We start from the raw sequence: 26,979 nt of genomic DNA on the forward strand, positions 1-26,979 counted from the left end.
CCGCGACTCCTCTAGGATTAACCGCCCATCAGCGCCTGGGCAAGTCCAATGTAGAGCGGTATTCCCAAGGCGATCGCCACTGGTGTGCCCACCGCTGTGGACGAGCCGATATAGGCCGAGGGATTCGCAGACGGGATACCCGCTCGTAAAGTGGGCGGCCCAGAGATGTCTGAACTCGACGAGGCAATGACCGCCAGGATCACAACTCCCCCAAGGCTGAATCCCGTGACCACGTGGGCAATCATGCCGAGACCGAAAGCTATAAGCCCATGCAGCAACGGCGCGATAAAAGCATATACTGCGTACCATTGGGCTACCTTTCTCAGCTCACCAAGCCTTGCCGTCGCCTCCATACCCATTACCAGCATCAGTATTGAAAGCAGTCCCCGGAAGAGTGGCTCGTAGAAACTCTGAAAGACACTTTCCGGTCGGGTTAGCAATCCCAGAGCCAGACCAAGCAGCAATGCCGATAGGGCAGAACCCTGGAGACTTTCCTTGATGATCGGCCATATCTCGACTCCCTGGTTGGCGCTACCGCGCTGCTGGCTGAGATACTCCTGCCTCGTCGTGGGATACTCCGGCTTGCTCGGATAATCCCCCGCAGCAACCGGCTGTTTACTCAGAGACTCGTGCTTGCTGAGAGACTCATCTGCCATATCGCTGTGCTTCTGCTTGCTGACATAAATACTAGCCAAAACGATCGCACTCACCAGCGCCGGGATATCCATAAACGGATAAAGTGCAGCCGCCCAAGCCTCGTATTCCATGCCTTGTTCTTCTAGTAGCGTCAGGGCTGCCGCCATCGTAGAGCCACTTACAGCACCAAACAAGCCCGCAGTTGCAATGGCATCCACCGTTTTTACATTCGGCAGCTTGGCTAAGGTGTAGCGCCCGATGAACACGATCACGATACCCGTTACCAGAGCGAAAACTGCAGGCAACAGCATCTCTGTCAGATTCGATCCACGGATCGCAATCCCCCCACTCAAGCCGACCTTCATCAGCAGCATGAAAACAACAAATTTATAAATCGCATCTGGAATTTGTAGTTGACTATTGACCGCCGCAATTACCATGCCACCAATCAGAAAGCCTAGTGTCGGGGACTGCAACTGCGCCAGGAAGCGCGTTAAGAAACCGGACAAGAAATCCACGATGTCATTACTCCTTAAATCAGATATTAGGGGTCAGGACTGCAGGCAAGCGTAGCCTCCAATCCGTAGTTTTAGGCTTCCGGGTGAGCAGGGAGTCAACCCGCCACGAAAAATTCATCTCCATCCCGGTGCCTCGTGTGCTGGAAGATATCCAACAAAAGTCAAACCCAAGTCCGCCTGTGGGGCTTCACTCTTTTGGGTATTCGGCCAGAGCTGAACCATAGCCCTCTGGGGATGGTATTTCTTTCTCCCCACAGGGTTTAGAAGACCAGTTGCCCCCTAGGTTATTGTATAGACTTGAATCTATCGATATTGGCTTTTTATCTAGTTCAGTCTATGTGTTTAAGTTTATATGTAGAGCGACACAAATTTGCGATCGCTCTACATGGATCTGCTAAGTAATATCAAATGCAAATCATAAGTTTTCCTTTTATTATCAGAAAAATCCTATATCTGTGGTTAATGTAAATGGCGATCGCATAATTTTCTCTATTCCTTGCGATCGCCCCCACACCTGCCACAGCCTGGCGAACCCAGGCAACTCCCTCACCAGAAAGGTTTTTGCCCCCTCTCCAGTAGCTCGAATCGTCCCAGCCTTGCCCCCCTGTCGCCGCCCACTCAAATATCTGCGGTGATCATATCCAAGATCTGCTCCGCTGTTGGATAGTTGCCCTAAAAAAACCTATTTATCTAACCATAAGTGTTTATTATCAAATCCTTCCGCTAATCTGAGTCAATTTTTCTTCACAGAAGGTATTGGATTCGCGGATATTTGGCATAATCTTAAAAATATGGTTTAAAGCAAAACCATAGACTATTGTCTTTAATTGTTCTAACAGAACCCATCAAGAGGTAACCCAGATGACCCAGAAAGCCAGCAAGCTCGTCATTGTCACCGAAAAGTTGCTGCTCAAAAAGATCGCCAAGATCATCGACGAAGCCGGAGCCACCGGTTATACAGTCGTGGACGCTGGCGGTAAAGGCAGTCGCAACGTGCGATCGTCCGGACAACCCAGCGTTGGCGACACCTACTCCAATGTAAAGTTCGAGGTGCTTACCCCCAATCGGGATATGGCCGTGAAGATTGCCGATGAAGTTGCAGCTCAGTTTTTTGACGATTATTCAGGCATCAGCTATGTTTGTGACGTGATGGAGGTACTGCACGCCCACAGTTTCTGATTCAAAACCCCAAACCCCCCTAACTGAATTCCTCCACCAAAACCATAGCCAGTTGTCTTCCCCGACAACAACGCTTGAGACCTTGACATTGGGGGAGAGAACATTCACCCGCCCCAATGTCAACTTTAATAGTCCTTTAGTTGTCGTAGACCCTAGCCTCAGCAGCTTCTGGATTTTCCTCGCAGTAAACCTCAAAAGCAGTTTTTTCAATCCGTTCTGATCTCTGATGTGCCGCTTCAGCCTGAAGTTCCTCAACAATATCCCAAGCCGCCGCACATTCACGGGAAGTAGCACCTTTGGCAGCACAGGTAGCCCTAGCCTCTTCGATCGCCTGTTCTATGCGATCGGCAAGGACAATGCTCTTAGGCTTCTCCACAAAGTCACCCTTACTGAGGATATCAGTTACAGAAACAATTCCCAACAGCTCTTCTTGAATCACCGGAGCCCGGCGAATACCAGTCTGAGCAAATAACCGCGCCACATATTCCACCCCCAAATCAGGGTTAATAGAGATACAGGGCTTAGTCATAATCTCATAAACCCGCATCTTTTTCGGATCTTTACCGTAAGCCGTCACCTTGTAAATCACATCCGTCTCCGTCACAATGCCATAAGCATCCTGTTCGTGGCGACGTTGAACAATCAGCGCCCGCAAACACAGATCATTCATTTGTTTCACCGCTTCTGCTACCGTAGCCGACCCCCGAATCGTCACTACATTGGTCGTCATAATATCTTTAGCTTTTAGCATCATCGCAGGCTCTCCATAACTTGATACACTCTTATAGCTTGCCTTGTTATGGCTTCAAAAGAAAGAATTGTTTTAACCCCCGTTTTCTGGTAAAATGGGGGATGGATCTATTAAATTTTTTCATTGTTGGTGAATACTGCCATCTGGCATCACCGCCCCCATCAACATAGCATCAGTCCAACTCACACCGTCAAGAATCGCCCCCCGAAAATTAGCACCCCGCAGATTCGCCCCAGATAAATTAGCCCCAGTTAAGTCCGCTTTCCACAGATAAGCATTCCGCAGATTAGCATAGCTAAGATCAGCCCCGCCAAGACGAGCCAGGTTAAGATTAGCCCCCGTCAAATTACTCCGTACCAAATTACCACCTTCCAGATTAGCCCGCATCAGCACAGCATCAGCCAGATTACTCCCCCACAGAATCACCTCAGTTAAATTTGTGCCGTGGAGAATAGCACCCTCCAGATTAGCCCCCGTCAAATTCGCCGACCTCAGATTAACAGCAGTCAAATCAGCCTTTTGTAAGTTAACCCCCCGCAGATTAGCCTCAGACAGATCTACCCCATTCAGGTCTATCCCCCCTAAATCCACATCTACCAAATGACAATAACTCAGATTAGCACTGGTGAGACGAGCCTTAGTTAAAACCGAACAGCTTAACCTCCCATGACTGAGATTAGCCCAACTCAAATTCGCCTCAGTCAAATTAGCCGACCTAAGATTAACCCCGCTCAAATTCGCCCCACATAGATTAACCCCGGTCAAATTAGCCGACCTAAGATTAACCCCTTGTAAAATCGCACCACTCAACTTAACCCCACTGAGATCAGAATGCACCAAAAACGCACCCCCCAGGTCAGCCTTAGTCAAATCAGCATCAGTCAAGATAGCCCGTCCCAAATGAGCAAAAGTTAAATTACTTCTATATAGGAACGCATTAAACAAATTAGCATCCTCTAAAAACGCCCTACTCAAATCCGCCCCAGCTAGGGAAGCACCCCCCAGGTCAATGCCTTTAAGATTACAGCGAAATAATTTCGCACCAATTAGATTAGTTTTCCTAAAGTCGCGATCGCCCACCGCATATCGACTTAATAACTCCTTAATATCCACATTCGCTACTCCCATTCACGATCAGCTACATCACTGCTAATCATTTTGACAATAGATATTTCCACCGGAAACCCTCCCATACAGGATAACTTTCTATCTTATTCCCAAACTTTCACCAATAAAAACCCCGACCTAGGGAATTGGATCGGGGTACAAGTTTGATATGAGCATTATATGGGGATTATTACCGCATATCCCACAGAGCCTTAAACAAAGTAAGTCTCAGCCAGCTTTCTGGATGTGGCATTCCTGGCAGCCTTGAGCGCAGCCCCAGACACTTTGTTCCCTTTGTGGTATGCTCTAGTTACCCAATAAACTCTAAGCGAATGAGCCTCTGGAGATTTTGGTAGGCAATCGTAGGGGGTTGTCGCGATCGCACCTTCGCCCGGTTTCTGTTCACGATGAGTCCCCCTCTCGACTGCCCGAACAACAAACTGATGCAACACCGATCGCGCCTCTTTGCTTCCTGTGAAACTACTCCGAGTGTCAGCCTTTCCAGATTGCACTTGAGTAGCCCCCAAACCACAAAGCTGTCGAAATCGTCTCATAGCCTTAGACTTGGGAAGGCATTTAAACATCTCATCAAACGGAACGCACCGAGTAAGTAGCCAGCCTCGTTCCCGGCAGCCAAAACCAAACTTGTCAAACACCCGATGGTAGCAATCAAACTCTGGTAGGTTCAGATAGCTTAGTAGCTCTTGCTCTACCATTGCCTCTGACTGATGCCACATACAAATCTGTTGGGCTAGTCGCGCTGTTACTTCACTAATCCCCGTGCCTTCCCCCGCCGCGATCGCCTTCGTATATTCATTGTCAAACTTAGTCTTGGTCGCTTTGGGGATTCTCCAAGTGCCTTGTTCAGTCCAACCACAAGCCCAAGCCCACCACGCTGGCAGTTTGTCCGGGTCTAATTTCCCAGACTCTTTTAGAACCTTAACTTTCGCTTTCGCTGGAAATTCATAGACTAGCCTAGACTTGGCTTGGTTTATCGTTTGGGTGCGGCGCTTGTTGAATGACCCAATATCTCTTAGGCATTGTTCAATTTTCGCTACTTCTGGCGGCCGCTCCCTCACCCAATACCTGCGATCGTAGGCAATTTGGTAATGCTGGAAGTATGTGGCAACCATGAGCAAAGCATCGTAGGGGTCAGACTTGTTAGACGTTCCCCCATAGCTTTTCCGAGTGTCCTTAATCATCGTCTGATCTACTTTCAGCACAGGGATTCCCTCCCGATGTAAGCAGTCAATCCAGAATCTGCTATAAGTTCGGGTCGGCTCTAATATCACCACAGACGGCTCCAAAGACACAAGAAACTGGATAGACTTTGCATTTGCTTCTAGCTTTCGGTGGCACTCAGCAAATGCGGGAGACTCGTAAAAATCCCGCAACGCACCCGCTGGCATAAATTCTAGCCACACGGCATCGCACCACGATGAGCTAACATCAAGGCCTACAATTAAACTATTCATTTTTAACCTCTAGTGTTGTGGTTAATCGTTCCCACGAAGCTGTTACGGCTCTCGCCCATTCTATCTGGGGGAACAAATCTCCCTAGAATCTAGCCGGGGTTGGAACCCGGCTAGAAGCAATTATTGACTTCTGCCCCCAGTAACAGGTTGGGGAGGGAAACCTCCCATTTCAATTCGGGGGGGCTAGTTATCAATGCGGTGGGAATCACCCGGTTATCCGCGACTTCCCCCCAGGTGTGAGGGGAAAGTTTCGTCCTTTACCGGCTAGGACTCATCAGGCGGTGAAATCTAGATTTTCTAAAGCTGATAGTGTATATTCCAAGTCTGCATAAATTTGATTGTGATACATTTCAAGCTGCATTGCATAATTATGCACATCTTGGAATCGTTCATCATTAGAGATAAAATCGATAACTCTTAGGTGAGTAATGGTGTTATCAATTTCCATTTTGGCTTTAATTAAACAGTTCGAGAAAGAGACTGCCTCTCGTGTCAAATCGACCCACGCGCAAAGAGAATTTTCATCCTCGCCAAACAAGTGACCAGGAAAATCCGCTGATGTTTTTTGTCCAAGCGGTGAAACCCGCTAGGCGAATTGGCGGCCTCGGCTTTTGGTTTGACCATAGGCTTTTTACCTATATATAGGGTGTGCTTTTGCGATCGCCTGACCAACCCCAAGGCGATCGCATCAATCTACCAGCTTCCCCGCTCTCAACATCCGGCTTTTTACCTATCGCGCTCGAATAATGGAAGACCCGCAGCACGCTGTACGGGGAAAACAAGAAGTCAGTCTCGATGACGTTAACGGAAACAGCCGTCGGGCTACTGGATCAGATGGCTATGGAGCTAAATCTGAATCGGTCCGAATTGGTGGAACAGATTGCCAGGGGGATAATTTCCAGCCAAGCGGGGAAAGTGTCCCCGGAACAGGCGGGAAAATTTTAGAGCTGTTGGAGGAGTTGTTTGCTGGTTTTCATGAGTATGTCAAAAGCCATGAAACTCGATTGGAGGAAAGACTGCAAGCAAACCGAGACTATCAATCTCAAATGAAAAAACAAATGGAGAACATCCGACAGGAGATTCTCCAACAGGTCTCTAAATAAATTGAGCGCCCCTCGTGCCCACGGGGGGTGCTTTCTATTTTGGCACGCTGCTAAACCCTCAAGAAACAAATGGACTATGGCACAACACTTTTCTAACCTTCAAACTGTCACCGGTGAAAAGGCGATCGCTAATAAAGTCACCGATTCCGTCACCCTGGGTGACGCAAAAGTTAAAAATTTAAACGCGCCGTTACGCGCGATCGCTCATAACCCGACCGACACAACCCCAAGCGTGTGCTGGAACTTCAGTCCTAAGTGCTGGAACTTCAGTCCTAAGTGCTGGAACTTCGAGACCTGGTTAAAAAAGATTACGCCGCCTTTTCCCGAATCGTTGGCGACATTGATATGGCGATCGCCCTAAATTTTAGCGACCTTCCTTGTACCCATAAGCTCCGGTTGGCTCGTGATATAGCCAAGCAATCCTACGGCAACATTTTGGCTATAAATAGTCGAGTGAGATCTGGGGAAGATGATAACAGGGGGTCAGGCCGATGAGGGAAAAATCTAAGTCACCGGGGCAGCTTTCCGTCATAATATCGTCACCCAGGGTGACGGATTCTGAAAGTGTAGAACCATTCGATCCGGCTTGGGATGATATGGATGTCTTGAAACATCTTAGGGACTGTCCCAATCAAGACCACAAACAACTCGCTCAATCCACTGATATCCCGGTGTCTCGTGTAGTCAAGTCTCTGGAAAGGTTACGCGAGAAAGGTAAGGTTAAGTATTTGGGATGGATAGCCGTCACCCTGGGTGACGAAAATTTATCCCCGGTGAACACTTCTCAGAGCGATCGCCTAACTGTTCGCTGGAAAGCTAAGTCAACCGCCCAAGACACCAACGGGAATAAATATGCTTACCTATATAGGGGGAAAAAGCAGGTTTGCTACCTTGCCGGCCCCCATTTATCGGAAAAAGCTAAAGCGATCGCCGACCAAGTAGAACAGTGGATCGAGTCCGGCTTGTCTCTTGAAGCTATCCTAGAAAAACTTCCCGCACTTAAATCGGGTGGTTGGAAATCCCCGGATAGCAACTCCTGAATTTTCCACCGGAGGAGATTTGAACCCCCCAAAAACTTTATGATTTAGCAAAAAAATCAAGGAGCATTTCCCAACCCCAAACGGCGCTATCTGCTACTGTACAGTGGTTAGCGCCGTTAGCCGTGTGTGAGAATGTTTGATGTTTTAGACAAAATACCAAGCAGCCCCGTTTAGTGCTAAAATTGGCGGAATCTAGGGCAGTTACTTCTCGATCTGTGTTTGGCTAGTAGCACCCACTTTCCTCTGATGTCTGGCAACCTCAAGTTATCGACTGCCCTAGATTTCATCAATTGCCTTTCTTACTTTGCTAGGGTCAGCATCAATGTAACGCTGCAATGACGACATTGATTTATGACCGGTAATCTCCATTATTGTCCGGGTACTAATTCCCTTGTCGTAGAGTTTAGTGATAAAAGTGCGGCGGTAACTGTGAAGCGAATAGCCTTCATTCTGTAATCCCAGTTGAGCGATCGCTTTTCTGTGGAAAGAGTCGATCGCTTGAACTGTCACCGGTGAACTGTGGTCGGATGGGCTAGGAAAAAGCCAGACACTACCACCAGGTCGGTAGGTTCTCAGAACTTCTCTCAATTTTTGGGAGACGGGAACCTGTCTCACCCCAGCATCTTTCCCGGCCGATCGCTTCCTAGTTTCTGACCTAAAAGTAATCTCCGGCAAGGCAATCTGAGAACTGCCATCGGCGTAGACATCAGAAACTTGCAACAACCTAACGGCTCCCACCCGTTCCCCGGTGTATCTCATTATGGAAAGTAGAGTTTGTTGCCAGGGATATTTGCAGCGTTTGATTATCTTGTCGGCGATCGCATCAGGAATGATTGATGCTTTACCAATGCGGTTTTTTTTCATGAATTCGTGTCTGTAGGGAATTTCCCCCAGTTGCCTAGCCGACGAGGCAAAGCGATCGGCTTACCTATATAACTATTGTAGGATTCGGGCGGGAGGGGTGTTAGTTTCCTCGCCGACTTGGGGGAAAGTTTGGCGGCGAGCGATCGGATCAGCCTTCTCTATATTTGTTTACTAACCGGTAATACTCTCCCCTATTTTTGTGAATTTACCAATCCTCCCATGGTAAAAACTGCGTTATCTCAAATTCTCCCCCTTGTTTTGGGTCTGTGCTGTTGGGCGTGTAAATGCAACGGCAAAGTCCTAATCCGGGAGCTAAAAAAGAACCTTCAGCTTTAAACAGCAAAATATAGCGAGACAGAGTAGGAGTCAGATTAAAAGCTCCCCCTGTGTGAGGAACTGTAACAATAGAACACCGGTCTGTTATCCATTTTTCAAGATTATCTATGTCAATATATGAACTGAAAACATTAGAAAACAATGCAACTTGAGATATTGCCATCCACATGGTTTCACGAGGACATAGTAAAATCTCGATATTAGTTCCTTCCTTGATAACAGACGTAGAAATTCCGTCATTCCCAATGTAGGCATAAAGATTATTGGTAATATTAAAAACATATTGTTTACCGGGCAAAAAAGCATCAAATTGCCAGGCTCTAACTGCTCCCTCTGTTGTAGTCCACGTTCCCCAGAACCTATTATAAGTATCTACGTCATCATAATTAACTTGAGAATCAGAACTTATAAACGATGGAAGTTTGTTTATATTGGAATCTAAGGAAATAAACGGTCTAATTGATAAATCTGGGATAGGCATATCGTCCTCGATTTCGCTTCCTATGTTGTAGTCAATTTCCGTATCTTGGCGCACCCAGATCGAGAGAATCTGAGTTGTGGGGCTGCTTGCTAAAACACCAATCCCCCCATCACTCCCATCGGAATAGAAGCCATTTTCAAAAACAGGTAAGGATAAATCAGACCCTACCCACCGAATAGAAAAAGGATTGTCGGCTTGGATGGTGATTTCCCGACGGACTAATAATGGCGTGGCGGGGACTATTTCAATCTCTTCCCCTGCGGTGAGTTGAAAATAACCTGACTTAATATGGCGATAATAAGCGCCGCCGCCCCCGCCACCGGTAGGACGCATTTCAAACCGAATAGGCATTTATAGTAAAATGGAATGAGTTGTCTCTATTGTCGCACATGAATATCACGCCGGGACTTTATCCTGAATTTTCTGAAACTACCTTAGAAGCCTTAGTTTTAGCAATGGGGCGGCAATTGTTGCAAAGGCAGAAAAACTTAGTCGTTAATATCACCGGGAAAGATATTATGGATCTGTCTCTGGATGAGGAGGCTTCTGTTGTTAATCTGGATATTGACGAGTTAGAAGGTTTTATTGATGACGGTGCGATTAAAGTCCAAGAGCCGTTGTTGATGCCTTTGAACCCGGTATAGGCAGTTACCCCTTTAACCAAACCAATTTAGCTAGTGCTTTACTGCATTTAGTTGTACATCAACACATAGCAGAATTTAGTTTCGAGCTAAACCCCGAACCCGCCAAACAACATTGTGATTTTTCTATCCGACCTAACGTTAGGGGAAATGGAACTTATCCATTAATATGCACCATCACTTTAACAGACTATCCCGTAATCATTGACTACACTAATGGTATGACTTCAACCGCACAACCATACTTATTGACACCTTAAACTATGGCAGAAAATCGCTGTTCAGAAACCGACACATTTTCATTTGAAATTAATCAAAGTAATGCCAGTAATTATGTTAATGACCCATTAACACTTGGGGCTGTTTCTAGTGCCGTTAATTCAATATCTGCCAATATTGACCCTAGATGGCTATGGCGTGCTAATGTTTTCCTAGAAAGTCTCACCGCCTCAGTTTGGTGTCCAAGTTTTCCCCGGTCTCCTTATCCTGAATTTTACCCAGAGGATTCGGCGGCAGAAAGAGCAGCTAAATTAATGAAATTAGAGAGTAACCATCCTAAATTTGGGCTGCAATTGCTTAGAAGGAAAAGCGCCACAGGTCCATGGATTGAGGCAGCTTGTCCTATCATTCAAAATCGAGGAAGGCGGTTTTATGTTCCTCTAATTAATCCTTACTTAACAGCAAACGAGGTTAAAATATTTGGTAGATTTGACCGGTTGGGTGTAAGTTTTAAGGATTATGGCGATGGAATATTAGGGGGCGGTTCAATAACTAGCAATCGCATCTATGACACTCTTTACATTGAGGGGGAATATAGAGTAGAATTAGATTTAATATTGATGGCTAAACGTCCGGCTAATACAGTGATGAATACAGTCACTGTAAGCCCTAATCCCATGTTAATAGCCCCCGCTAATCTAAGCCGTGCTTATTTTGAAATCCAAAATCAGGGAGAAATTGAGCTCCTTTGGGGCTTTGGAACATTGGGGAGTAACGCGACAAGCCATCCGTTCAAAATGCCACCCGGCCAGATTTATTATCCAGGTAATGTAGCCGGATTTATACCAACTGACGCGATATGGGCAAAAGTAAAAGAGGGAACGACAACTGTTCTGATTATGGAGAGTTATTATCAATGACCACAGCTTTATATAGCAGTGAAAAACCCCAGGATTTAGGTCATCTACCAGCGGGACAATATGAACTGGCTGCAGTTAATTTGTGGGATAGTAATTTATCATCAATGCTTTATGCTAAAAAGGTGATATACAAGCGCCACTTTTTGCTTCCCGGTTCTCCATCTGATGCTTTTCCTTTCATTCGAGAGTTAAAAGCCTTGGCTAATGTTCCCATACAATACAGGACAATTAATGAATTTCCGAAAACGGATCGACAAACAACTAAAACAGATTCAAGCAGTAGGGGGGACTATCGTTTTCTTGTTGAGCAATGGTTAGAGAGAATTGAGTATCTATGCCAAACTTTTGATTTTTTAGAAGTGTTGCCAGTCACTGCCATGTTAAGGTCTTGGAGAAGCCCGTATCTGCCTAATGCTTATTTTATGCTAAAAAAACGGGAAACGATTAATTCGGTTTCTTTGGAAGCGATCGAGGCGATGGAACCAGAATGGCTGACTGATAATCGGGTGTTGTCTGAGGAGGGATGGAGGCAATTATTTATTAATTGGGATGAGGAATCTTTGTAATGAGAGAGGTAGAAGAGCGTAGCCGAAGGGTGAAAGACATTGTTAGGAATCGCAACTACCGGCAAGCTGTAGATGTAATAGAAAGAGAGGTCAAAAGATTAGAAGCAGACGACAAACCCAGGGCTAGAGTAAGGATTCCCCGTGATGACGGGGATATTGATATAGACGTTGGAGGAATGGTTGATTTTGCCCGGTCGATGTTGCCCAAAGCAAGCATAGAAGCTGAGGATTTACAGGATGGTGGAACTAGGAGAGGGATAAAAACCGAAAAGATTGGCAGCACGGCTCGCGGATTTGTAGACCTTGATGAAGATGGAAACCCCAAAGGTTTTGGGGGAACAATTGACAGTATCAACGATGCAAATGTCTCGGTTTACCTTGGGGAATGCGAGCAATCGATGAGCGTAACTATTGGGGGGAAAACGGTTACCTTTGCTAGAAATGTTTGTGAAGATGATAAAGATGAGGGAGCAGACGATAATAAAGGCGGCGGTGATGAAGATAAAGGAGATGAAAGCGATGCAGGTAGGGTTGATTTAGGCATTTCCGGTCCCCCTCCAGGTTATACTGGTTGGCTTTGTATGGCTTACTGGGCACATATTCGGGTTTTTCAAACAGATCCTATAAAAAGCCAGTATGCAGATTTAGTTGAGTCATTCGCCGGGAAAAGTTTTAAAAATTTCGGATCTGACATAGAGTTGAACATTTCAATGTATAGCGCCCCTTATATTTCTGCCCCTTTAGTCAATTTAGGTTATACAAATCCAGGCTCCATTACCGCGTTTAGAAGGAAACTGCAGGAGGAAGAGGGGTTCTTACATTCTTCTACTACAATAAAAGAGAGAATATCAGTAACAAAACTGGGGAAATTCGCTAAAGAGAGTTCTCCACGCTATTTTGCTACATCTACCAACCTAGGTCATGACGGGTATTATACCGTTGATTCTATTGCGGCTCCCTGGGTTGCTAATCCAAATGCGGAAGGGTAACCGAAACTTTATGAACATTACTGGATTATTAGACACATTCATCAAATAGGATCGTACTCCAGATATCACCCAGTTTATCCCTGTAAATGGGTGGAGAATTATCAACCAGAGCCACCGCCAAGTCTACCAATATTAAGGAGTGATATGCTTCAATCATGCTGTGAAGATTTGACCAAGATGACTCGGGAAATACATAAAGCCCTAGGGGTCAGGAAGTTGTTAGACAAGAGTTTCCAGGTTCCGTCTAATATGATGATACCAGAAGGTAAAGGTAATCATGCAAATAAGGATTATCTGGAAATCATGTCTGACCTGTTGAAAACCATCGACAATTATGGTTTTGATGCTCCGGTTACTGTTAAAGTTCAGGATACGAATAAAGCCCAAAAAGGCGACCAGTCTATAGAGTTAAAGTTTAACTCGCTGGGGGCTATATTAAAGGCTCAGACTGAACTGTTGATTGAGTTGAAAGGTGATAGTGCTAACCGGTTAAATATTCAGATTCGCCTAGCTTATATAATGACGAGAATGTATCGGACTTTAGCTAAGTTATATTACAGAACGTCGGCGATTTTGGACGGGTTGGGAATTCCTATTATCTCGAAGGTGGTGACTTTACCGATTGAGTTTAATGTGTTTGGTAAAAAACACTGGGGAGCTGGTAAGGGATTCGGTAAGGATAGTAAAAAGGGTCAGGAGCCTAAACTTGATTTAAACGATGAAGACACGACAGAAGCTATGTTACCCGATTTATTAGAGATTCATGATTATGAAATAGAGGTTGATGAGTTTAGGTTTAAAAGCACTGACCTTTATGAGATAATTTTGAATATGGCAGCTAAAATGAGGACATAATCGTGACCAAAAGAAATCCCCCCCGTGGTTCCAATCGTCCCCCAAGCGATTCGGGTAGTGGTAAGAAGCCACCATCTGAAAGAGAGAAAAAAGCGGGGTTAAGAACTGATACAAACAACAGAATAGAGGAAGCGATCGCTGTCTTGGATTTTCGGCTACACTTAGAATATTTAAATGTAGCATCAGCCCTTGGGGGCGGCGACTTTGAACAGTTTAAACGTTCTTGGTTGATGAATTACTATAATGCTATGACAGAACCGAGGTTTAAAGATAAACCCAAAAATCCTCCTACTAGAGAGGAACGGGCACGTCTCTTAAAGACTAATGCTGAGTTGATGATGAATCGCACAATCAAATCCGATAATTTGTCATCGAGGGAAAACCTAAATGAGTTCCGCCAAAGTAAAGACTTATTACCATTCGACGCTGATAATATAGGTTAAGATTATGTCTAATGTTGTAGGGATAGACCAGAAAGAACTGACCTCAACCGCTATAGCTGGCGGTGCGATGTCCGCCCAGTGGTTTAATAGTTTTTCGTCCACTTTCTACCAGCAGGTTCAAAACTTAAAAGCCTTTGATTTTAAGAAATGGGCGGGTAGTGTCAAGGGTGGAGCTTTAGCTATTGCAGAAAACATCAAAAAAGGGAACTGGGGTTTTTTCAAAGAATGGCTACAAGAGGCTCCTCTGGTTCCTAAAATAGCCGGGATTGTAGCGGGTGGTTTAATTGCTGGGACTGTGCTGATTGTTGGCGGACAAGCATTAGGGTTTGTTGGTGCGGGTGTAGGGAGTTTAGTAGCAGCCCATCCGGCTTTTGTTGGCGGTTTTTTAGGGGTAACAATACCTACAGTAATGAGCAAATTGACCCAAGGGGTTTCTCAAGCCTATAATTTTGATTGGGCAGCATCTGACAAGAAAATGATGGACGATTTAAAACAAGCGGCTAATGCTTTATATGTTCCCTTGGGGGAAACAGTCGGGAAATCTTTGGCGGCTTTAGTGGTGGGCAAGGTGGGTAGTGCGGCGGCAACAAGTTTAAGGATTCGGGAAGGTGCGATCGCCGCTATGTGTATGATTAACCCGACTATTAAAGAGACTTTGGTGGATGCGTTATCCTCGCTGAGGTATGCGGTGCAAGAGGTTGTTAAAAAAGCACTGTTTGTTATGACTTACATTAACGCCAGAAAAGTAGCAGCCAGGTTGTTGGATAAGGAAGATACTTGGGGCAAGGAAGGGCAATCACCTTTTATTGTTTCGGAGAAAGTAGAAGAAACTTGGGCGAAAGTTAAAGAAGATGAATATTTTGATTGGGTGAATGAGCAACAATGGGAGGGTATAGAAACAATGACATCTACTTTTTTTGAAACCCTCGGTGAGTTGTTGTCAGAGCAGGGAACTTATGAGGAGTGGATACCGGTATAAATTCATCACCTGAGAGGAGGGATATCAATGGTAGAAGTTGGAAGACTTACTCAGCAAACTTACATCATGATGGCTCGTCAACGGCGTATCACGAAACTATCAGATAAGCGGCCGGAACGAGTCCGAATAGAATTGCAGCCAAACTGGAACGTTTACCAACTACAGCCAGACAGAAAAAACCTAGATTACAAACTGCTGATGGCTGGTTCTGAGTCAGCCTTGGCATTGCAGTTGTCACAACTGGGATGGATGGAGAAGATGATCGAGCATCTTCTCAATGCCAGCGATCTAAAATTCGAGGATTGGTTTGATGTTTGGGCATCGGGTTATCCAGAACTGCGCTACAGAGTGAACCCAAAACTCCCCAATTTAAGAACTAACTATCCTTCATCTAATGTTAAGGATTCCAATGGGGAGACAATAAGCAGATGGAGGAACGAGGTAGGCTCTCGCCCGGCTTACATTGAATGGAAACCTTCAGCCCGAAAAACAGCAAAAGATGTTGGGCTTCACCGCACAATAGAATATTTTCCCGATCGCTCTCAGAACAAATCAGTTGTCTTGACGGGGAACGACAAGGAATTAATTAGGCAAATCCTACAAATCCACTACGAGGGTGGGGGTAGCAGTGATGGGATGGATAGCACTGTCTCGACGGGTATCAGTTACCGGGGCGCTCCCAAAGTTGTGCTGTACTTCTTGGAACGGATCGAGGATGTGGAAAAAGGCTACCGACAATTAGAGGCAAGAGTGGGATTCCGTTTGGTGGGAAAAACAGAAAACCCGAACGGAACTGGCGACTTGTTAACTAAAGCTAATATCAGAAGTTTGGCACAGAGAATCGTCCAAAACTTTCTACAACCTCAACAATTCCGTCTTCACAAGGGGAGGGAATCGGTTAGCTATAGAGACAAGCGCCAAGGGTTGGAATCTTTCGTTTTTGTCACCAGTGCATCAGAGGGGATTAATCTTTATCAACGAATCTGCCAGGTGATGCAGATAGAGTTTGACAGTTCAAAGGTCTTTACATCGAGCAACCAAAATCCATCCCAAGCGTTTCCTATTACGCCCCCAGAAGTGACGATATTGGGTAACAAAGTCAAACCACCCCGCCGCCGTCCGGTCGGGCACGTCTATTTTAGAGAGGCGAAATTGTTTTTGGAGATGCTCAATGAGCCTATCATACTCTGTGACTACAACGGGCACATATACAAGAATCCCGATTAGAAGACAACCCCAACGATTTTTTTAGATCAAACAAACTCCCTTGTATGTTCGGAAACCCTATAGGTTTCCGTAACTGTTGCACACCCTAAAAATACCTGTTATGAATGTAGTGGTAATCAGTTTTTAAACAACAAGGCAGGTATTCTATGCCCAGTCTAAATAGTTCAAAAATTTATAGCTGGAATTCACCCTCGCCAGGGGGTACGGGAACCATTAAAGTAGCTGCCCGGCTTTCTAATCGGTACAATGGCATTGCTACACATCTCGGAATGACCGCCCACACAGATCCAACAAATGTAAATGCACATATGCTTAAGCCAAATAAAGCTGTGCAGGAGGGTTTCTTAATGAAGATGCGAATTAACTACCGAAAAGACAATAAGTATTTTGGTGCTGATATTTATGTGCCTACAGACAAGGTTACTGAAGCCATCCAAGTGCTACCTAACAAGCCCTGGGATGGTACGGGAGTGATAACTTCATGTCGCGATCGTGTGCGAGTTGATTACCGTTAATAGAGAAAGGAGGATATATCGATGGCTAGAACGAAACTATGTCAATTAGTAGATGACACTAAGGTTCGAGTATTTAGAGCTAGTAGTGTGATGTATGACGATACCACTGTAGCACATTTGGGAATAGGTCCAGTCGCTGATGCGAATAAGAAAGAGCCAGTTTATGATACTGGGGAATTAATGCGAGCCGGTGTTTTAGCAAGGCTTTGCATTACCTGCAACAATGGAACGACTAAGCCACCAATTACATATAGAGTATTTTGCGACGTAGAAGGCGTAAACGCTGCTTTACATCATTATAATAGTGGCGGTAAAACCCTAAACGGTAAAACCGTATTGAGAGCTAGTTTAGACCGTCGTCAAGTTATCAAGTAAAGCATGAGTTTTACAGATGCTTATGGCACATGGGAGGTGATAGCTTCAAGCTATCAGCCAAGTCAAGAGTGGATAATTCACAGCCCCCCAGTTACTCAATACTCATTGTTGAGGTTTAAATTTTCAACTGATTGGGGGCGGTGGACAAATCCCTATGATGGCTATAGGTCAATGCTGCTTATTCGAGGGCATTATTATAATGATTCTGAAAATTCTGACTGGATAACAGAGCAAAGGACTGTATACGTTACAGAGGAACCGCAACTGATTAATTATCCACCAGTTCAAGAATTTACAGACAACCCCTCGGTGATTAGAAGGTTGGGAGTCCGCCGCCGTTTTTTCAAAAACGCAACATGGATCGAAAATCATCCTACAATGGATCTAAAGTTTGACGTAACAATTGAGGCTTTTGTAAGTTAACATGGACATCTCTCTTAATCAATTAATCGACCATTTCCCAGATAACTCAACTTTAAAAACCTTGCTGGTATCATTGGGATCTGAAGCTGAAAACGTAGATGCAGCAGTGGAGCTTTACAGTTTTGTTGAGGCTTTTTACCAAGCCCAAAAAGAACATAACAAATTACCGGAAGCTGAAAAAATAGAAGTGGTCGGATCAGAAGTAATTCACAATTTGGAGTTACTGTCGGACAACCTAGCAAGAAGACGGTCCGAAAGAGCCTTAACATTCTATCTAAAATATGAATTGTCTGGCATTTCTGGAAATTTAGGAATCTAATCGCCCGAAAATTTAAAGCTGCCAGATAATTCGGATTCTATCTGCATTATCTGGTCAAAGCCTTTAAATCAACCTTAGTAAAGTGTGATTAAAAATCCACATAAACATAGGGGTTAATTCCGCCGTGGATATTGAAATCGCAAAAATCACAATAATCATAAGTTGGATACTTTCACTCATTAGTACGGTATGGTATGTATCAGTTCAATACACAATAATTAAAGTACAAGTCAACAGAAACAGAGAAGAGCTAAACAGAATATCATCAATGCTTAGGCGAGAAATAGAAGAGCATAACAGACTTATATGGATAAACGTCAACCACATGGAAAAATACTTAACCAAAAATCAGGATTATTTTCCGTTAAATATACAAGGCGATCAATACAAAAATTATGACGACTGAAGTTTTGCCGGAATTATTACGGGTAGGAAGTGATGGGGTAGTGATATTTTTAGTGTGGTCTTTGATGAAGCAAAACCAAAAGTTAATAACAGAGGTTAACTCAAGAGACAATGAATTAATGAAGTTAATTTACAAAATACTTAGCAGTGAACAACGAGGGACAAGAAGTAAACGCGATCGCACAATCAAGCCAAAGCCACAAGAATCCGTTAGGACTTGGGAGTAGAGTTGTCTGTGGCCCTAACGAATAACGGGTTGTCAAGTAGCCATTACTCATGGCCACAATCATCATACAGAAAAACTAAAGCGATCGCCAGCCAAGTCAGTTAACTCGTATAAACGCTTCGCCTATATTTCGCCTATATAAGTTGCATCAATCACGGCAATATATTACCTTTCCATCAGTAAGCTATGAAAACTCAATTCCTCCTTAAAACTTGCCAAATCTATGAATCATACCCCAGAACTCAACGATCGCCGCCAGATTTTCGGTTGGATCATGTATGACTGGGCTAACTCTGCCTATGTCACCACCGTTGTCGTAGCCGTTCTCCCCGCTTACTTTGCGTCCGTCGTCGTCCCCCCCGGCGGAGTCACCATAGCTGGAATTAACTATAGCGCCACCGCCTTATGGGGATTTGTCACCAGTTTGGCTGCCTTTTTAGTGTTTATGGTAGCCCCTATTATGGGGGCAGTTTCCGACTTTTCCGCATCCAAAAAGAAATTTTTAATAATTTGTGCTTATACAGGCTGCCTAGCTGCTAGTCTACTGTTTTTTTGTGGTACAGGAGATGTCTGGAAAACCCTAACTCTCTTTATTATAGCCCAAATTGGCTTTGTCGGCGGCAATATCTTCTATGATGCCTTCCTCCCCAGTATTGCATCGGAAGATAAAATGGACTGGGTTTCTGGTCAAGGTTTTGCTTGGGGATATATAGGCGGTGGCTTGCAATTAGCCTTATCTTTAGCTTTAATTGCTGGACATCAAACCATTGGTATTTCTGCCGAACTAGCAGCCAGACTCGCCATTTTAATGGCAGCAGTTTGGTGGGGTGGTTTTTCCTTAATCACATTTTTTAACCTCAAAGAAGCCCAAACCTTTGAGGAAATTCCCCCGGAATATCAACATTTACCACCCTGGCGCGCTTATATACAGGTGGGACTTCTCAGAACCATTGTCACCGTCAGGAAGGTGCGTTTATTTAAGCATTTACTACGGTTTCTCATTGCTTACATGATTTATAACAACGGCATTCAAACTGTGATTACCATGGCCACTATCTACGGTTCCGAGGAGTTGGGTTTTTCCCAAAATGTTCTCATGATTACCCTATTGGTGATCCAGTTTGTCAGTTTTTTCGGGGCTTTGGGTTTTAGTAAACTCGCCGAATTGACTACCTCCAAAACAGCTTTAATGATTTCTTTGGTGGGATGGTCGATTGTAGTTATCTATGCTTATTTTATGAATAGCCCCACTGAGTATTTTGTCTTAGGGGGAATTGTCGGATTGGTTTTGGGGGGGTCCCAGGCTCTCAGTCGTTCCTTTTATGGCTCCATCATTCCACCTTGGGCGGCGGCTGAATTTTATGGGTTTTACTCAGTTTTTAACAAAGGTTCCGCCATTTTCGGACCTTTCCTATTTGCTGTAATCCTCCAGGTGACGGGAACAGCACGCAATTCTATCCTGGCATTAATTGTGTTTTTTATAGTTGGTTTGGTCGGTCTATATTTCGTAGATGTTGAACAGGCTAAACAAGCTAGAAATATTCAGCATTTAGAATAGCGATCGCCTCCCGATTTTCCCTACTTAAACATCAGAAACCTGGATAGTTAGCCACCCTAGTTATTAGCCGCTCAACCCATCCAGGTTATCACTGATTATTGGTAGTTATCATCAACTTCTAGCTGGCAAACTTCAGGTCTTCGCCTTCGTCTACAATCAAATGTAAACATAACAGTTTTTGCCTCAAAACTGGCTTACCTTTCCCAGGAAAATAGATTTCTAATTCCGCATCTGATGGCGCTTCAAATAAAAATCTTTCTCCGGGAAATACAATATGCTCTAAATACCAGTTATCAATGTTAGAAATCCGAGCAATCTCAATTTTTTGGCTATCGTTATAGTAGCAACAAAGTTGTTTATTCGTCTGATGGTTATTCAATTGATATAAGTTTGACATCATGGTTAAATCCTCTGGGAACTAAAAAAAGTTTGTCGATACTGACTTTGTTAAACTTGATCCCTGACCCCAACTTGATGAGGGACCAAATTCTCAGATTAAGCCAAATTGCTAAAAATCCGTGGACCCTGAAACTGATAATGCTTCTCCCCTGATGAGAATGACCTAGGCTAATTCTCCCTTCCATCTATGTTAGATCTACGGGAAACCAACCCCGATCGCTATTTCCGGGATCTTCGCCGATTTGGGGCGAGTTAACCCACGGAGGTTTAGCTCTCGGTTCGGACCTTAGCCGTTGTGTGTGTCCATCATCTTAAAAGATTGCATCAAATCAGAATCCCCATTTTAATTATTTCTAAAGAATAACAACAAGGCCAGAGTTAGCTAGTCTATCTAATGGCTTACTTTTAAGTATGATGGATCTGGGTAAATAAGTGTCGCGATCGCTATCACTGACTGATCATGTTTATTATCACATCCCAATCGTTCCCGATATGTTTTTATTTTGGTGATACCCCCAGACCACTCATACCTCATCGGAAATCTGCAAGTGGCCAAAAAGGTCCGCTAAAATGGTATTGGAGAATAAAAACCCCTCCGGGTCTGTCAGTCGTAGGTGACGCTTCGCTGGCTTGTCCGGTTCTTCCTCAGTATAGACTACCTCCACCCAACCCCGATCGCCATAAGGTTTGAGAATATCAGTAATTTGACTTACAGCCACTTCCCCAAATTGCTGTTGAAGCCTAAGAAGATCCACCCCACTAGCTAACCGCAGTCCCAGCATCAAAGTTTCTAACAGAATATCCGATCCTAAAATAATCGCGATCGCCTCTGTAGGGGCGGGTGGAAGATCAGCACTATCAGAAACCAGCCAACTTTCGCTCGCCCCTCCCCCCCCGGAGGACCGTAACCACTGATAATAGCGATCGCGGGTTCTCGGTCGCGTCAGTCGATACCCCCCCACATAACTCGCCGCCCCCATACCAAAGCCATAGTAAGGTTGATTATGCCAATAAACCAAATTATGGCGACATTCAAACCCAGGTCGCGCATAATTAGAAATCTCATAATGTTTGAACCGGGAAGTCAGGCATTTTTGCGCCTGTCGATAGAGGTTGGCTGTAGTTTGATCATCAGGAAGGGGAAACTCTCCCGGTTTATAGTAGCGACCAAAAGCCGTTTGAGGTTCCACAATCAGATCATAATGGGAAACATGAGCAGGATTAATGCTCAAAACCTGATCTAGGGACTCTTGCATCATTTCTGGGGTTTGATGGGGTAAACCAGAAATCAGATCAATACTGAAGTTCACAACACCCACTTGATTAATTAAATCGATCGCCCTCCAAATATCCGCCACAGTATGCGATCGACCACAAAGCCTTAATAAATCATCCTGAAACGCTTGTACACCCACACTCACCCGATTGGCCCCCGCCGCCACAAATCCCTGTAATTTCCCTAAATCAAAAGTCCCTGGGTCCATTTCTACCGAGATCTCAGCATCACTCGCAATTCCCAAGTGATCGCTAATGGTTTTCATCAGGCGATCGAACTGCTGAACCGATAACAGAGAGGGAGTCCCCCCCCCAAAAAATACTGTTTTCAGCGGAAGTCCGAAATGCCTTTGATTAACAATTTCCTCACACAGAAAATTTACATATTCCTGAATCATCCCAGAATTTTCCCCATGGCGGCGATCGCCCACCACAGACACCGCAAAATCGCAGTAGTAGCAGCGGCGGCGACAAAAGGGAATATGTACATAAGCCGCAGTGGGAGTTTCAGTATGGGTTATACAAGATTCATTTAGCATTAATTAGCGCGCCTGGGACAATTTTAAAATATTCGCCTCAATATCTGATGCTCTTCGGGGCATAGAAAATAGATAGCCCTGACCAAATAGCCATACTATATTCTGAAGATACTTTAACCGATCCCTTGTTTCGATACCGTTTGCGATCGCACCATTACCCAATTGATTACTCAATGCTACAATCGTTTCCACTACCTGATGATTCAGACGTACTGGCTGCATTTGGTTCACAAAAGATCTATCTATCTTTAAAGTGTCAATGGGGAAACGGTGCAAGTAGCCTAAAGAAGAGTAACCTGTACCAAAATCATCCAAACTGATCCCAATTTTTCGCGATCGCAATTCTGATGTTAGGGCGATCGCCATTTCTGGATTATCCATTAATGCACTTTCGGTAATCTCCAACTTTATAGCCTCTGGTTTCACTCCCGTATTAGCCAGAACCCGATCTATATCTACCAAAGCGCGTAGGACTGGCAAACTGACGCACCGACATATTAACACTCATCATCAAATCAGAATTACCCTGTTGATGCCACTTGTGTAGTTGTTCACAGGCTTGTTGTAGCACCAATAAACCCCCGATTCACCACTAAACCCGTTTCCTCCATACAGGGGATAAACTCTCCTGGTGACACTAAACCTCGCTGGGGGTGTCGCCAACGCACTAATGCTTCAAAACCCACCACATCCTCTGTGGCCAGCCTCAGAATGGTCGTCAATTACGTGAAAACTCTTGTTGTGCGATCGCCCTTTGTAAATCCGTTTCCAGAGTCAGCCGTTTAAGTGTGGCCGCCGTCATTTCTCGGTTAAAGATTTGATGGCAACCTTTTCCCCGCCCTTTGGCTTTGTACATTGCCGTATCCGCTGCTTGTAATAGGGCTTCAGCATTAGAGTTTACTTCCGTATCTAGGGCAATTCCCATACAAACAGACATAAAAATATCACAATTTTCTATCTGAAAAGCCTCGGTAAATGACCCCATTACTCCATTAATCCAATCTGTTAATTCTCCGGTTGCATAAATGTTTTTCAGCCCAAAACAAAACTCGTCCTCTCCCACTCTACATAGTACATCTCCGGGGCGCAGATGTTGTTTAAGACGTTCTGCGATCGCTCTCAGTAGTTGATTTACCACCTGGTAACCAAAAGCACCATTAACGCTCTTTGAATTGGTCACAGTCGAGATAGGCGATCGCATAATTTTCCCCGCTGCTGTCAACGTAGCTATCCGATAGTTTTTGTAATAACTGCGCCCGACTTGGTAGCTGCGTTAGCATATCTTCATCTATCAGCCTTTGTAACTGAGCCGTGCGTTCTTCAACCATCAGTTCCAATTTCGTGTTAAAATCGGCTAGTAGTTGATATTGTTGCTTAATTCTGAGCATAGAGCGCATCCGTGCCAGCAATTCTAAGCGATTAACAGGTTTCGCAATAAAGTCATCTGCTCCCGCCGCCAGACATTCAGCTAGACTCTCCTTAGAAGATAATGCCGTCACCATAATAATCGGTGTTCCTTCCCATTCACTCATAGCTTTAATACGGCGACAAAGCTCAATACCGTCCATAACTGGCATCATTACATCCAGTAAAATTAGATCCGGTTTGATTACATTAATTACTGAAAGTGCATCTTGTCCACTATAAGCATAGTGTAAATGATAGTTTTCATCAATCAAACAAGTTTCAACTACATCAAAATTATCTGGATCATCATCCACAATTAAAATTGATAACATCGGTAGATTTTCCTTAGCAATTCAACAACTATCTATGGTTCCACGGCATCTAGTTTCACCATCTTAATATAAATATGATACGTTGTAACGTGACAATAGGGTTATTTGTATTATTTAATAGCTAATGAACAATCGGTAAAGTAATATATATCATCGTTTCTTGATTGTATCTGCTATTAATTTGTATGGTTCCTCCCACCAATTCAACAATTTTATCCACGATTTTTAAACCAACACCCAGGCCTTGTTGCTCATAGCTTTTGCGTTCAAACTGCATAAAAGCACCGATTTGATTGATTTGCTCTTCCGTCATCCCACGCCCCAAATCATGAATCCATAGCCCTAGTTTTTCCCCGATAATCTGAGAGCGAATCGAGATGGGTTTCCCCGGATTGGAGAATTTCAAAGCGTTGTCAATCAACTCATTTAAAATAATCGACAAATACCGCTCTGATATCGCCACGGTAGCCGGTTCTATATCCAACTTAAAATCATCATAGCGTTGGCTATCCGGTGCATATTTTTTGCAGATAGGTTCCACAAAATACAAAGATAACATTGTAGACCCTGGCGGAACTTCTTTTTCCTCGCTACTTATCAGTTCCAATTCCAAATAAATTAGGAATCTTTTGACTAAATTTTCCAGGCGACAGGCTGATTGATACGCCAACCTTAACATCTCCACTGTTTCCGACATCTCCACATCTTCTATATCCTTCAGATCCTCCATCACCAGGGCGAGCATTCCTAAAACACCATTTAGAGGGGTATTTAGTTCGTGGGAGAGACTAGAGGCTAAATTACCCCGCAGTCTGACCAGAGTTTTTTCGAGTACTTGAATTGTATTCTTCTGCACATTAGACAAATGAGAAATTTGGTCATATTGTTGCTTAATTCTCAGCATTGAATGGACACGAGACCGTAATTCTAAAGCATTAACGGGTTTCCCGATAAAGTCATCCGCTCCCGCTGCGATACATTTAGCTAAACTTTCTTTAGAAGATAATGCCGTCACCATAATAATAGGTGTAGATTGCCATAGTGGCATAGCTTTAATGCGGCGACAAACTTCAATCCCATCAATAGCTGGCATCATCACATCCAGCAAAATCAAATCTGGCTGGATTAATTTGAGTGCGGAAATTCCCTCCTGTCCACTAGCAGCATAATGTAGCTGATAGTCTTGATTACTCAAAAAGGTTTCAATCACATCAAAGTTGTCAGGTTCATCATCAATAACTAAAATAGATAACATTTGTCGATAGTCCTTAGCAAGTCTAAAATCCCAAATTTGATGACTTTTCTTAGTTCATTTAGTCATGAGTTTATAAATATTGATCAATACTCATTTACTCATGAGTTACTCTACCCGGCAGTATATCTATAACCTGGTAATTACCGGAAAACTCAGGAAAATTTATACAAATAGCCATCTCTTCTAAAAACGGGTTTCAAATCTATTGGCTTGACTGAAAACTGAGTTTTGTCAGGTTTGGTTAAAACAAAACTGCCGCGACTCCGTAGAGTTATTCTACCAATTCCATGTGTCTTATGCTTGGCTATATCCCCGGTAAGCCATCCCTTAATTGGTTTTAATGGGTTATGGCAAATCGGAAGCCTCTTGTTAGGAGCCGCTTTTTGACGGCCACCACGCCCAAAACAAGTAATTAGTAGTGGCTGATGAGTTTTGATTTTCAACCGGGTCGGGGTGCTTTTTCCCACACAATCAGCGTCATCTAGCCAATGGGTTTTCGGTAGTCCTTGAACCGTCCGATTATATTTTGTTAAACCTCCAGTGCCAATTTCAATGGGTAATCCAGTTAGCTTCAGGCTGTTAAACAATGCCCATCGGGTAGAGTTGACGGCCGCCGCATTTTTCAGGGGGGCCTTGGCCTGAACTAGCAACCGCTTCAAGATTTCGGGTTTTTTTTCCAGAAACTGCTCGAGTGCCTGAGAACCTTTTTTCTGATGGCATTTATGGCAAGCAATAGCCAGATTGCTAACTCGGTCGGAACCACCCTGGCTTTTTGGCTGAATGTGTTCGATTTCTAAAGGGATATTTTGGCCACCACAGTAGGCACACTGGTGCTGCCATTTCGTCAACAGATATTCTCTCAACTCGTATCCTAACAAAACCCCTTGCTGGTATTCAACTCCAGATATTTCGGGGTTTTGCAGCTTTTGGGTGTCAAATCGTACCAATTTCATTGATATGTCCGTTATCGGGCATGAGGAAATCAGTCGATTGACCCAGGTCAAGGTGGTTTCAACTCGATGTTTGAGGCTGGGAGCCAACCATCCATCTGCGCGCTTTCTGTTATTGAATCGGGCTTGACGGTAACGAGTTTTTCGGCAACGACGGTGGCGGCGAACCACGCGATGTGCAGTTAACTTGGCTCGGATTCTATCTCCTGTATGAGTCAATTCAGCCCCCCAGATAACTGTGTCCCGACTCTGATTAACTAGGGCAATACCCGTCACTGATGCCCCTGGGTCTAACTTTAGCCGTAATGGTTCATTGACCGGGTTCTCAACAGTTTTCTTGAGGATAATTGTAAATGGATAAGTCCTAAACACTGCGGCCAAACCCTGCTTCAAAAGCTTTCTGGCTCTGGCCCGATGAGTGGGACTTAACGGTTGCCCCAGTGTGTCAACCACAAAAACGTAATTTTGGTAATTTGGCATTTAAGCTATCTCCCAGATGGGGTAATGTTGGCCTCGGTCATGTTAAAGGGGCTTTTTACGTCTAGCTCACTCGAGATTGCCAATCCACTCATCTCGTTCCTTAAAGATAGACGACAGAGCAACAGGCTGGCGTTCACCTGTGGGTGTCATAACCCCATTAACGTAGGTCTAATCCTGGACCTGCATCTTGCA

34 protein-coding genes are annotated in these 26,979 nt (G+C 44.4%); 18 read left to right on the forward strand and 16 right to left on the reverse strand.

Annotated elements, in window-relative coordinates; all coding sequences use genetic code 11:
- Positions 1-17: 17 nt before the first annotated feature.
- Both N39L_RS13315 and N39L_RS13320 read right to left on the reverse strand, forming a co-directional pair.
- The gene (locus tag N39L_RS13315; RefSeq protein ID WP_006617196.1) at positions 18-1,154 is read right to left on the reverse strand and encodes a sodium-dependent bicarbonate transport family permease; all 1,137 of its coding nucleotides are present in this window, start codon (positions 1,152-1,154) and stop codon (positions 18-20) included.
- A 436-nt stretch (positions 1,155-1,590) separates the two neighbouring features.
- Entirely contained in the window at positions 1,591-1,776 is a 186-nt protein-coding gene (locus N39L_RS13320; RefSeq protein ID WP_014275447.1) for a hypothetical protein, read from the reverse strand.
- Positions 1,777-2,015: 239 nt separating this feature from the next.
- On the opposite strand from N39L_RS13320, the gene N39L_RS13325 reads away from it, so the two are divergent.
- The gene (locus N39L_RS13325; RefSeq protein WP_006617195.1) at positions 2,016-2,333 is read left to right on the forward strand and encodes a P-II family nitrogen regulator; all 318 of its coding nucleotides are present in this window, start codon (positions 2,016-2,018) and stop codon (positions 2,331-2,333) included.
- Between the two features lie 136 nt (positions 2,334-2,469).
- Here the strand turns inward: N39L_RS13325 and N39L_RS13330 are convergent, their stop codons facing one another.
- The 4 genes from N39L_RS13330 to N39L_RS13345 form a co-directional block, all read right to left on the reverse strand.
- Complete coding sequence (locus N39L_RS13330; RefSeq protein WP_043468276.1) at positions 2,470-3,087, reverse strand: CP12 domain-containing protein; 618 nt, start codon at positions 3,085-3,087, stop codon at positions 2,470-2,472.
- A gap of 117 nt (positions 3,088-3,204) precedes the next feature.
- The gene (locus tag N39L_RS13335; protein WP_035737567.1) at positions 3,205-4,197 is read right to left on the reverse strand and encodes a pentapeptide repeat-containing protein; all 993 of its coding nucleotides are present in this window, start codon (positions 4,195-4,197) and stop codon (positions 3,205-3,207) included.
- Between the two features lie 206 nt (positions 4,198-4,403).
- A complete protein-coding gene (locus N39L_RS13340) occupies positions 4,404-5,666 on the reverse strand; it encodes an IS110 family transposase (protein WP_014275449.1) in 1,263 nt (420 codons plus the stop codon).
- 274 nt (positions 5,667-5,940) lie between these two features.
- Complete coding sequence (locus N39L_RS13345; RefSeq protein ID WP_126277461.1) at positions 5,941-6,162, reverse strand: hypothetical protein; 222 nt, start codon at positions 6,160-6,162, stop codon at positions 5,941-5,943.
- A 250-nt stretch (positions 6,163-6,412) separates the two neighbouring features.
- Here N39L_RS13345 and N39L_RS13350 point away from each other — a divergent pair, with 250 nt between their 5' ends.
- The 3 genes from N39L_RS13350 to N39L_RS13360 all read left to right on the forward strand — a co-directional run bounded on the left by N39L_RS13350 (position 6,413) and on the right by N39L_RS13360 (position 7,809).
- Positions 6,413-6,769: a hypothetical protein gene (locus N39L_RS13350; protein WP_014275451.1), complete on the forward strand. Its 357-nt coding sequence runs from the start codon at positions 6,413-6,415 to the stop codon at positions 6,767-6,769.
- Between the two features lie 76 nt (positions 6,770-6,845).
- The gene (locus N39L_RS13355) at positions 6,846-7,130 is read left to right on the forward strand and encodes a hypothetical protein (RefSeq protein WP_014275452.1); all 285 of its coding nucleotides are present in this window, start codon (positions 6,846-6,848) and stop codon (positions 7,128-7,130) included.
- A 187-nt stretch (positions 7,131-7,317) separates the two neighbouring features.
- On the forward strand, positions 7,318-7,809 hold the full coding sequence (locus tag N39L_RS13360; RefSeq protein ID WP_231852162.1) for a winged helix-turn-helix domain-containing protein: 492 nt from the start codon (positions 7,318-7,320) through the stop codon (positions 7,807-7,809).
- Positions 7,810-8,085: 276 nt separating this feature from the next.
- Here the strand turns inward: N39L_RS13360 and N39L_RS13365 are convergent, their stop codons facing one another.
- Together N39L_RS13365 and N39L_RS13370 are read right to left on the reverse strand one after the other, a co-directional pair.
- Positions 8,086-8,673, reverse strand: coding sequence for a tyrosine-type recombinase/integrase (locus tag N39L_RS13365; protein ID WP_014275455.1), 588 nt, complete (start codon positions 8,671-8,673; stop codon positions 8,086-8,088).
- A gap of 205 nt (positions 8,674-8,878) precedes the next feature.
- On the reverse strand, positions 8,879-9,841 hold the full coding sequence (locus N39L_RS13370) for a hypothetical protein (RefSeq protein WP_014275456.1): 963 nt from the start codon (positions 9,839-9,841) through the stop codon (positions 8,879-8,881).
- A gap of 20 nt (positions 9,842-9,861) precedes the next feature.
- On the opposite strand from N39L_RS13370, the gene N39L_RS13375 reads away from it, so the two are divergent.
- From N39L_RS13375 to N39L_RS13440, 14 genes are all read left to right on the forward strand, one after another.
- Entirely contained in the window at positions 9,862-10,134 is a 273-nt protein-coding gene (locus tag N39L_RS13375; RefSeq protein WP_231852168.1) for a hypothetical protein, read from the forward strand.
- A 260-nt stretch (positions 10,135-10,394) separates the two neighbouring features.
- A complete protein-coding gene (locus tag N39L_RS13380; RefSeq protein ID WP_014274803.1) occupies positions 10,395-11,270 on the forward strand; it encodes a hypothetical protein in 876 nt (291 codons plus the stop codon).
- Positions 11,267-11,836 carry a hypothetical protein gene (locus N39L_RS13385; RefSeq protein ID WP_014274802.1) on the forward strand — a complete coding sequence of 190 codons (570 nt, stop codon included), beginning with the start codon at positions 11,267-11,269 and terminating at the stop codon, positions 11,834-11,836. The genes N39L_RS13380 and N39L_RS13385 overlap by 4 nt, the downstream gene beginning before the upstream one ends.
- Positions 11,836-12,825 carry a hypothetical protein gene (locus N39L_RS13390; RefSeq protein ID WP_014274801.1) on the forward strand — a complete coding sequence of 330 codons (990 nt, stop codon included), beginning with the start codon at positions 11,836-11,838 and terminating at the stop codon, positions 12,823-12,825. Before N39L_RS13385 ends, N39L_RS13390 begins: the two co-directional genes overlap by 1 nt.
- A gap of 144 nt (positions 12,826-12,969) precedes the next feature.
- Complete coding sequence (locus N39L_RS13395; RefSeq protein ID WP_231851950.1) at positions 12,970-13,680, forward strand: hypothetical protein; 711 nt, start codon at positions 12,970-12,972, stop codon at positions 13,678-13,680.
- Between the two features lie 2 nt (positions 13,681-13,682).
- Entirely contained in the window at positions 13,683-14,123 is a 441-nt protein-coding gene (locus N39L_RS13400) for a hypothetical protein (protein ID WP_014274799.1), read from the forward strand.
- 4 nt (positions 14,124-14,127) lie between these two features.
- Complete coding sequence (locus N39L_RS13405) at positions 14,128-15,102, forward strand: hypothetical protein (RefSeq protein ID WP_014275458.1); 975 nt, start codon at positions 14,128-14,130, stop codon at positions 15,100-15,102.
- Between the two features lie 27 nt (positions 15,103-15,129).
- Positions 15,130-16,329 (forward strand): hypothetical protein, encoded by a 1,200-nt coding sequence (locus tag N39L_RS13410; RefSeq protein WP_014275459.1) that lies wholly within the window; start codon positions 15,130-15,132, stop codon positions 16,327-16,329.
- Positions 16,330-16,475: 146 nt separating this feature from the next.
- Complete coding sequence (locus N39L_RS13415; protein WP_014274409.1) at positions 16,476-16,844, forward strand: hypothetical protein; 369 nt, start codon at positions 16,476-16,478, stop codon at positions 16,842-16,844.
- 21 nt (positions 16,845-16,865) lie between these two features.
- The gene (locus tag N39L_RS13420; protein ID WP_014275460.1) at positions 16,866-17,219 is read left to right on the forward strand and encodes a hypothetical protein; all 354 of its coding nucleotides are present in this window, start codon (positions 16,866-16,868) and stop codon (positions 17,217-17,219) included.
- A gap of 3 nt (positions 17,220-17,222) precedes the next feature.
- Positions 17,223-17,642, forward strand: a complete 420-nt coding sequence (locus tag N39L_RS13425; protein ID WP_014275461.1) for a hypothetical protein — start codon at positions 17,223-17,225, stop codon at positions 17,640-17,642.
- 1 nt (position 17,643) lies between these two features.
- Positions 17,644-17,961 carry a hypothetical protein gene (locus N39L_RS13430; protein ID WP_014275462.1) on the forward strand — a complete coding sequence of 106 codons (318 nt, stop codon included), beginning with the start codon at positions 17,644-17,646 and terminating at the stop codon, positions 17,959-17,961.
- A 395-nt stretch (positions 17,962-18,356) separates the two neighbouring features.
- Positions 18,357-18,593, forward strand: coding sequence for a hypothetical protein (locus N39L_RS13435; protein ID WP_014275463.1), 237 nt, complete (start codon positions 18,357-18,359; stop codon positions 18,591-18,593).
- Between the two features lie 222 nt (positions 18,594-18,815).
- The gene (locus N39L_RS13440; protein WP_006616871.1) at positions 18,816-20,150 is read left to right on the forward strand and encodes an MFS transporter; all 1,335 of its coding nucleotides are present in this window, start codon (positions 18,816-18,818) and stop codon (positions 20,148-20,150) included.
- Positions 20,151-20,268: 118 nt separating this feature from the next.
- On the opposite strand, the gene N39L_RS13445 is transcribed toward N39L_RS13440, so the two are convergent.
- The 8 genes from N39L_RS13445 to iscB all read right to left on the reverse strand — a co-directional run bounded on the left by N39L_RS13445 (position 20,269) and on the right by iscB (position 26,787).
- The gene (locus N39L_RS13445) at positions 20,269-20,550 is read right to left on the reverse strand and encodes a DUF1830 domain-containing protein (RefSeq protein ID WP_014275464.1); all 282 of its coding nucleotides are present in this window, start codon (positions 20,548-20,550) and stop codon (positions 20,269-20,271) included.
- A gap of 523 nt (positions 20,551-21,073) precedes the next feature.
- Entirely contained in the window at positions 21,074-22,363 is a 1,290-nt protein-coding gene (gene hemW, locus N39L_RS13450) for a radical SAM family heme chaperone HemW (RefSeq protein WP_006616873.1), read from the reverse strand.
- A 3-nt stretch (positions 22,364-22,366) separates the two neighbouring features.
- The gene (locus tag N39L_RS13455) at positions 22,367-22,843 is read right to left on the reverse strand and encodes an EAL domain-containing protein (RefSeq protein WP_006616874.1); all 477 of its coding nucleotides are present in this window, start codon (positions 22,841-22,843) and stop codon (positions 22,367-22,369) included.
- 71 nt (positions 22,844-22,914) lie between these two features.
- Complete coding sequence (locus tag N39L_RS13460) at positions 22,915-23,085, reverse strand: EAL domain-containing protein (RefSeq protein ID WP_006616875.1); 171 nt, start codon at positions 23,083-23,085, stop codon at positions 22,915-22,917.
- Positions 23,082-23,543 carry a GGDEF domain-containing protein gene (locus N39L_RS13465; protein ID WP_006616876.1) on the reverse strand — a complete coding sequence of 154 codons (462 nt, stop codon included), beginning with the start codon at positions 23,541-23,543 and terminating at the stop codon, positions 23,082-23,084. The genes N39L_RS13460 and N39L_RS13465 overlap by 4 nt, the downstream gene beginning before the upstream one ends.
- A complete protein-coding gene (locus N39L_RS13470; RefSeq protein ID WP_006616877.1) occupies positions 23,521-24,102 on the reverse strand; it encodes a response regulator in 582 nt (193 codons plus the stop codon). Before N39L_RS13470 ends, N39L_RS13465 begins: the two co-directional genes overlap by 23 nt.
- A 121-nt stretch (positions 24,103-24,223) precedes the next feature.
- Positions 24,224-25,357: a hybrid sensor histidine kinase/response regulator gene (locus N39L_RS13475; protein ID WP_006616878.1), complete on the reverse strand. Its 1,134-nt coding sequence runs from the start codon at positions 25,355-25,357 to the stop codon at positions 24,224-24,226.
- Positions 25,358-25,509: 152 nt separating this feature from the next.
- Complete coding sequence (gene iscB / locus N39L_RS13480; RefSeq protein WP_014275466.1) at positions 25,510-26,787, reverse strand: RNA-guided endonuclease IscB; 1,278 nt, start codon at positions 26,785-26,787, stop codon at positions 25,510-25,512.
- Positions 26,788-26,979 lie beyond the last annotated feature (192 nt).

It is taken from the genome of Limnospira platensis NIES-39 (genome assembly GCF_026000695.1).
GTDB lineage: Bacteria > Cyanobacteriota > Cyanobacteriia > Cyanobacteriales > Microcoleaceae > Limnospira > Limnospira platensis.

Excerpts from the sequence above, each read along its gene's own strand:
- N39L_RS13475 (WP_006616878.1), bottom strand. The coding sequence starts at position 25,357 with ATGTTATCTATTTTAGTTATTGATGATGAACCTGACAACTTTGATGTG.
- N39L_RS13470 (WP_006616877.1), bottom strand. The coding sequence starts at position 24,102 with ATGTTATCAATTTTAATTGTGGATGATGATCCAGATAATTTTGATGTA.
- N39L_RS13380 (WP_014274803.1), top strand. The coding sequence starts at position 10,395 with ATGGCAGAAAATCGCTGTTCAGAAACCGACACATTTTCATTTGAAATT.
- N39L_RS13420 (WP_014275460.1), top strand. The coding sequence starts at position 16,866 with ATGGCTAGAACGAAACTATGTCAATTAGTAGATGACACTAAGGTTCGA.
- N39L_RS13440 (WP_006616871.1), top strand. The coding sequence starts at position 18,816 with ATGAATCATACCCCAGAACTCAACGATCGCCGCCAGATTTTCGGTTGG.
- N39L_RS13325 (WP_006617195.1), top strand. The coding sequence starts at position 2,016 with ATGACCCAGAAAGCCAGCAAGCTCGTCATTGTCACCGAAAAGTTGCTG.
- N39L_RS13390 (WP_014274801.1), top strand. The coding sequence starts at position 11,836 with ATGAGAGAGGTAGAAGAGCGTAGCCGAAGGGTGAAAGACATTGTTAGG.
- N39L_RS13415 (WP_014274409.1), top strand. The coding sequence starts at position 16,476 with ATGCCCAGTCTAAATAGTTCAAAAATTTATAGCTGGAATTCACCCTCG.
- N39L_RS13365 (WP_014275455.1), bottom strand. The coding sequence starts at position 8,673 with ATGAAAAAAAACCGCATTGGTAAAGCATCAATCATTCCTGATGCGATC.
- N39L_RS13410 (WP_014275459.1), top strand. The coding sequence starts at position 15,130 with ATGGTAGAAGTTGGAAGACTTACTCAGCAAACTTACATCATGATGGCT.
- N39L_RS13385 (WP_014274802.1), top strand. The coding sequence starts at position 11,267 with ATGACCACAGCTTTATATAGCAGTGAAAAACCCCAGGATTTAGGTCAT.
- iscB (WP_014275466.1), bottom strand. The coding sequence starts at position 26,787 with ATGCCAAATTACCAAAATTACGTTTTTGTGGTTGACACACTGGGGCAA.
- N39L_RS13405 (WP_014275458.1), top strand. The coding sequence starts at position 14,128 with ATGTCTAATGTTGTAGGGATAGACCAGAAAGAACTGACCTCAACCGCT.
- N39L_RS13350 (WP_014275451.1), top strand. The coding sequence starts at position 6,413 with ATGGAAGACCCGCAGCACGCTGTACGGGGAAAACAAGAAGTCAGTCTC.
- N39L_RS13340 (WP_014275449.1), bottom strand. The coding sequence starts at position 5,666 with ATGAATAGTTTAATTGTAGGCCTTGATGTTAGCTCATCGTGGTGCGAT.
- N39L_RS13370 (WP_014275456.1), bottom strand. The coding sequence starts at position 9,841 with ATGCCTATTCGGTTTGAAATGCGTCCTACCGGTGGCGGGGGCGGCGGC.
- N39L_RS13330 (WP_043468276.1), bottom strand. The coding sequence starts at position 3,087 with ATGATGCTAAAAGCTAAAGATATTATGACGACCAATGTAGTGACGATT.
- N39L_RS13435 (WP_014275463.1), top strand. The coding sequence starts at position 18,357 with ATGACGACTGAAGTTTTGCCGGAATTATTACGGGTAGGAAGTGATGGG.
- hemW (WP_006616873.1), bottom strand. The coding sequence starts at position 22,363 with ATGCTAAATGAATCTTGTATAACCCATACTGAAACTCCCACTGCGGCT.
- N39L_RS13425 (WP_014275461.1), top strand. The coding sequence starts at position 17,223 with ATGAGTTTTACAGATGCTTATGGCACATGGGAGGTGATAGCTTCAAGC.
- N39L_RS13445 (WP_014275464.1), bottom strand. The coding sequence starts at position 20,550 with ATGATGTCAAACTTATATCAATTGAATAACCATCAGACGAATAAACAA.
- N39L_RS13430 (WP_014275462.1), top strand. The coding sequence starts at position 17,644 with ATGGACATCTCTCTTAATCAATTAATCGACCATTTCCCAGATAACTCA.
- N39L_RS13395 (WP_231851950.1), top strand. The coding sequence starts at position 12,970 with ATGCTTCAATCATGCTGTGAAGATTTGACCAAGATGACTCGGGAAATA.
- N39L_RS13355 (WP_014275452.1), top strand. The coding sequence starts at position 6,846 with ATGGCACAACACTTTTCTAACCTTCAAACTGTCACCGGTGAAAAGGCG.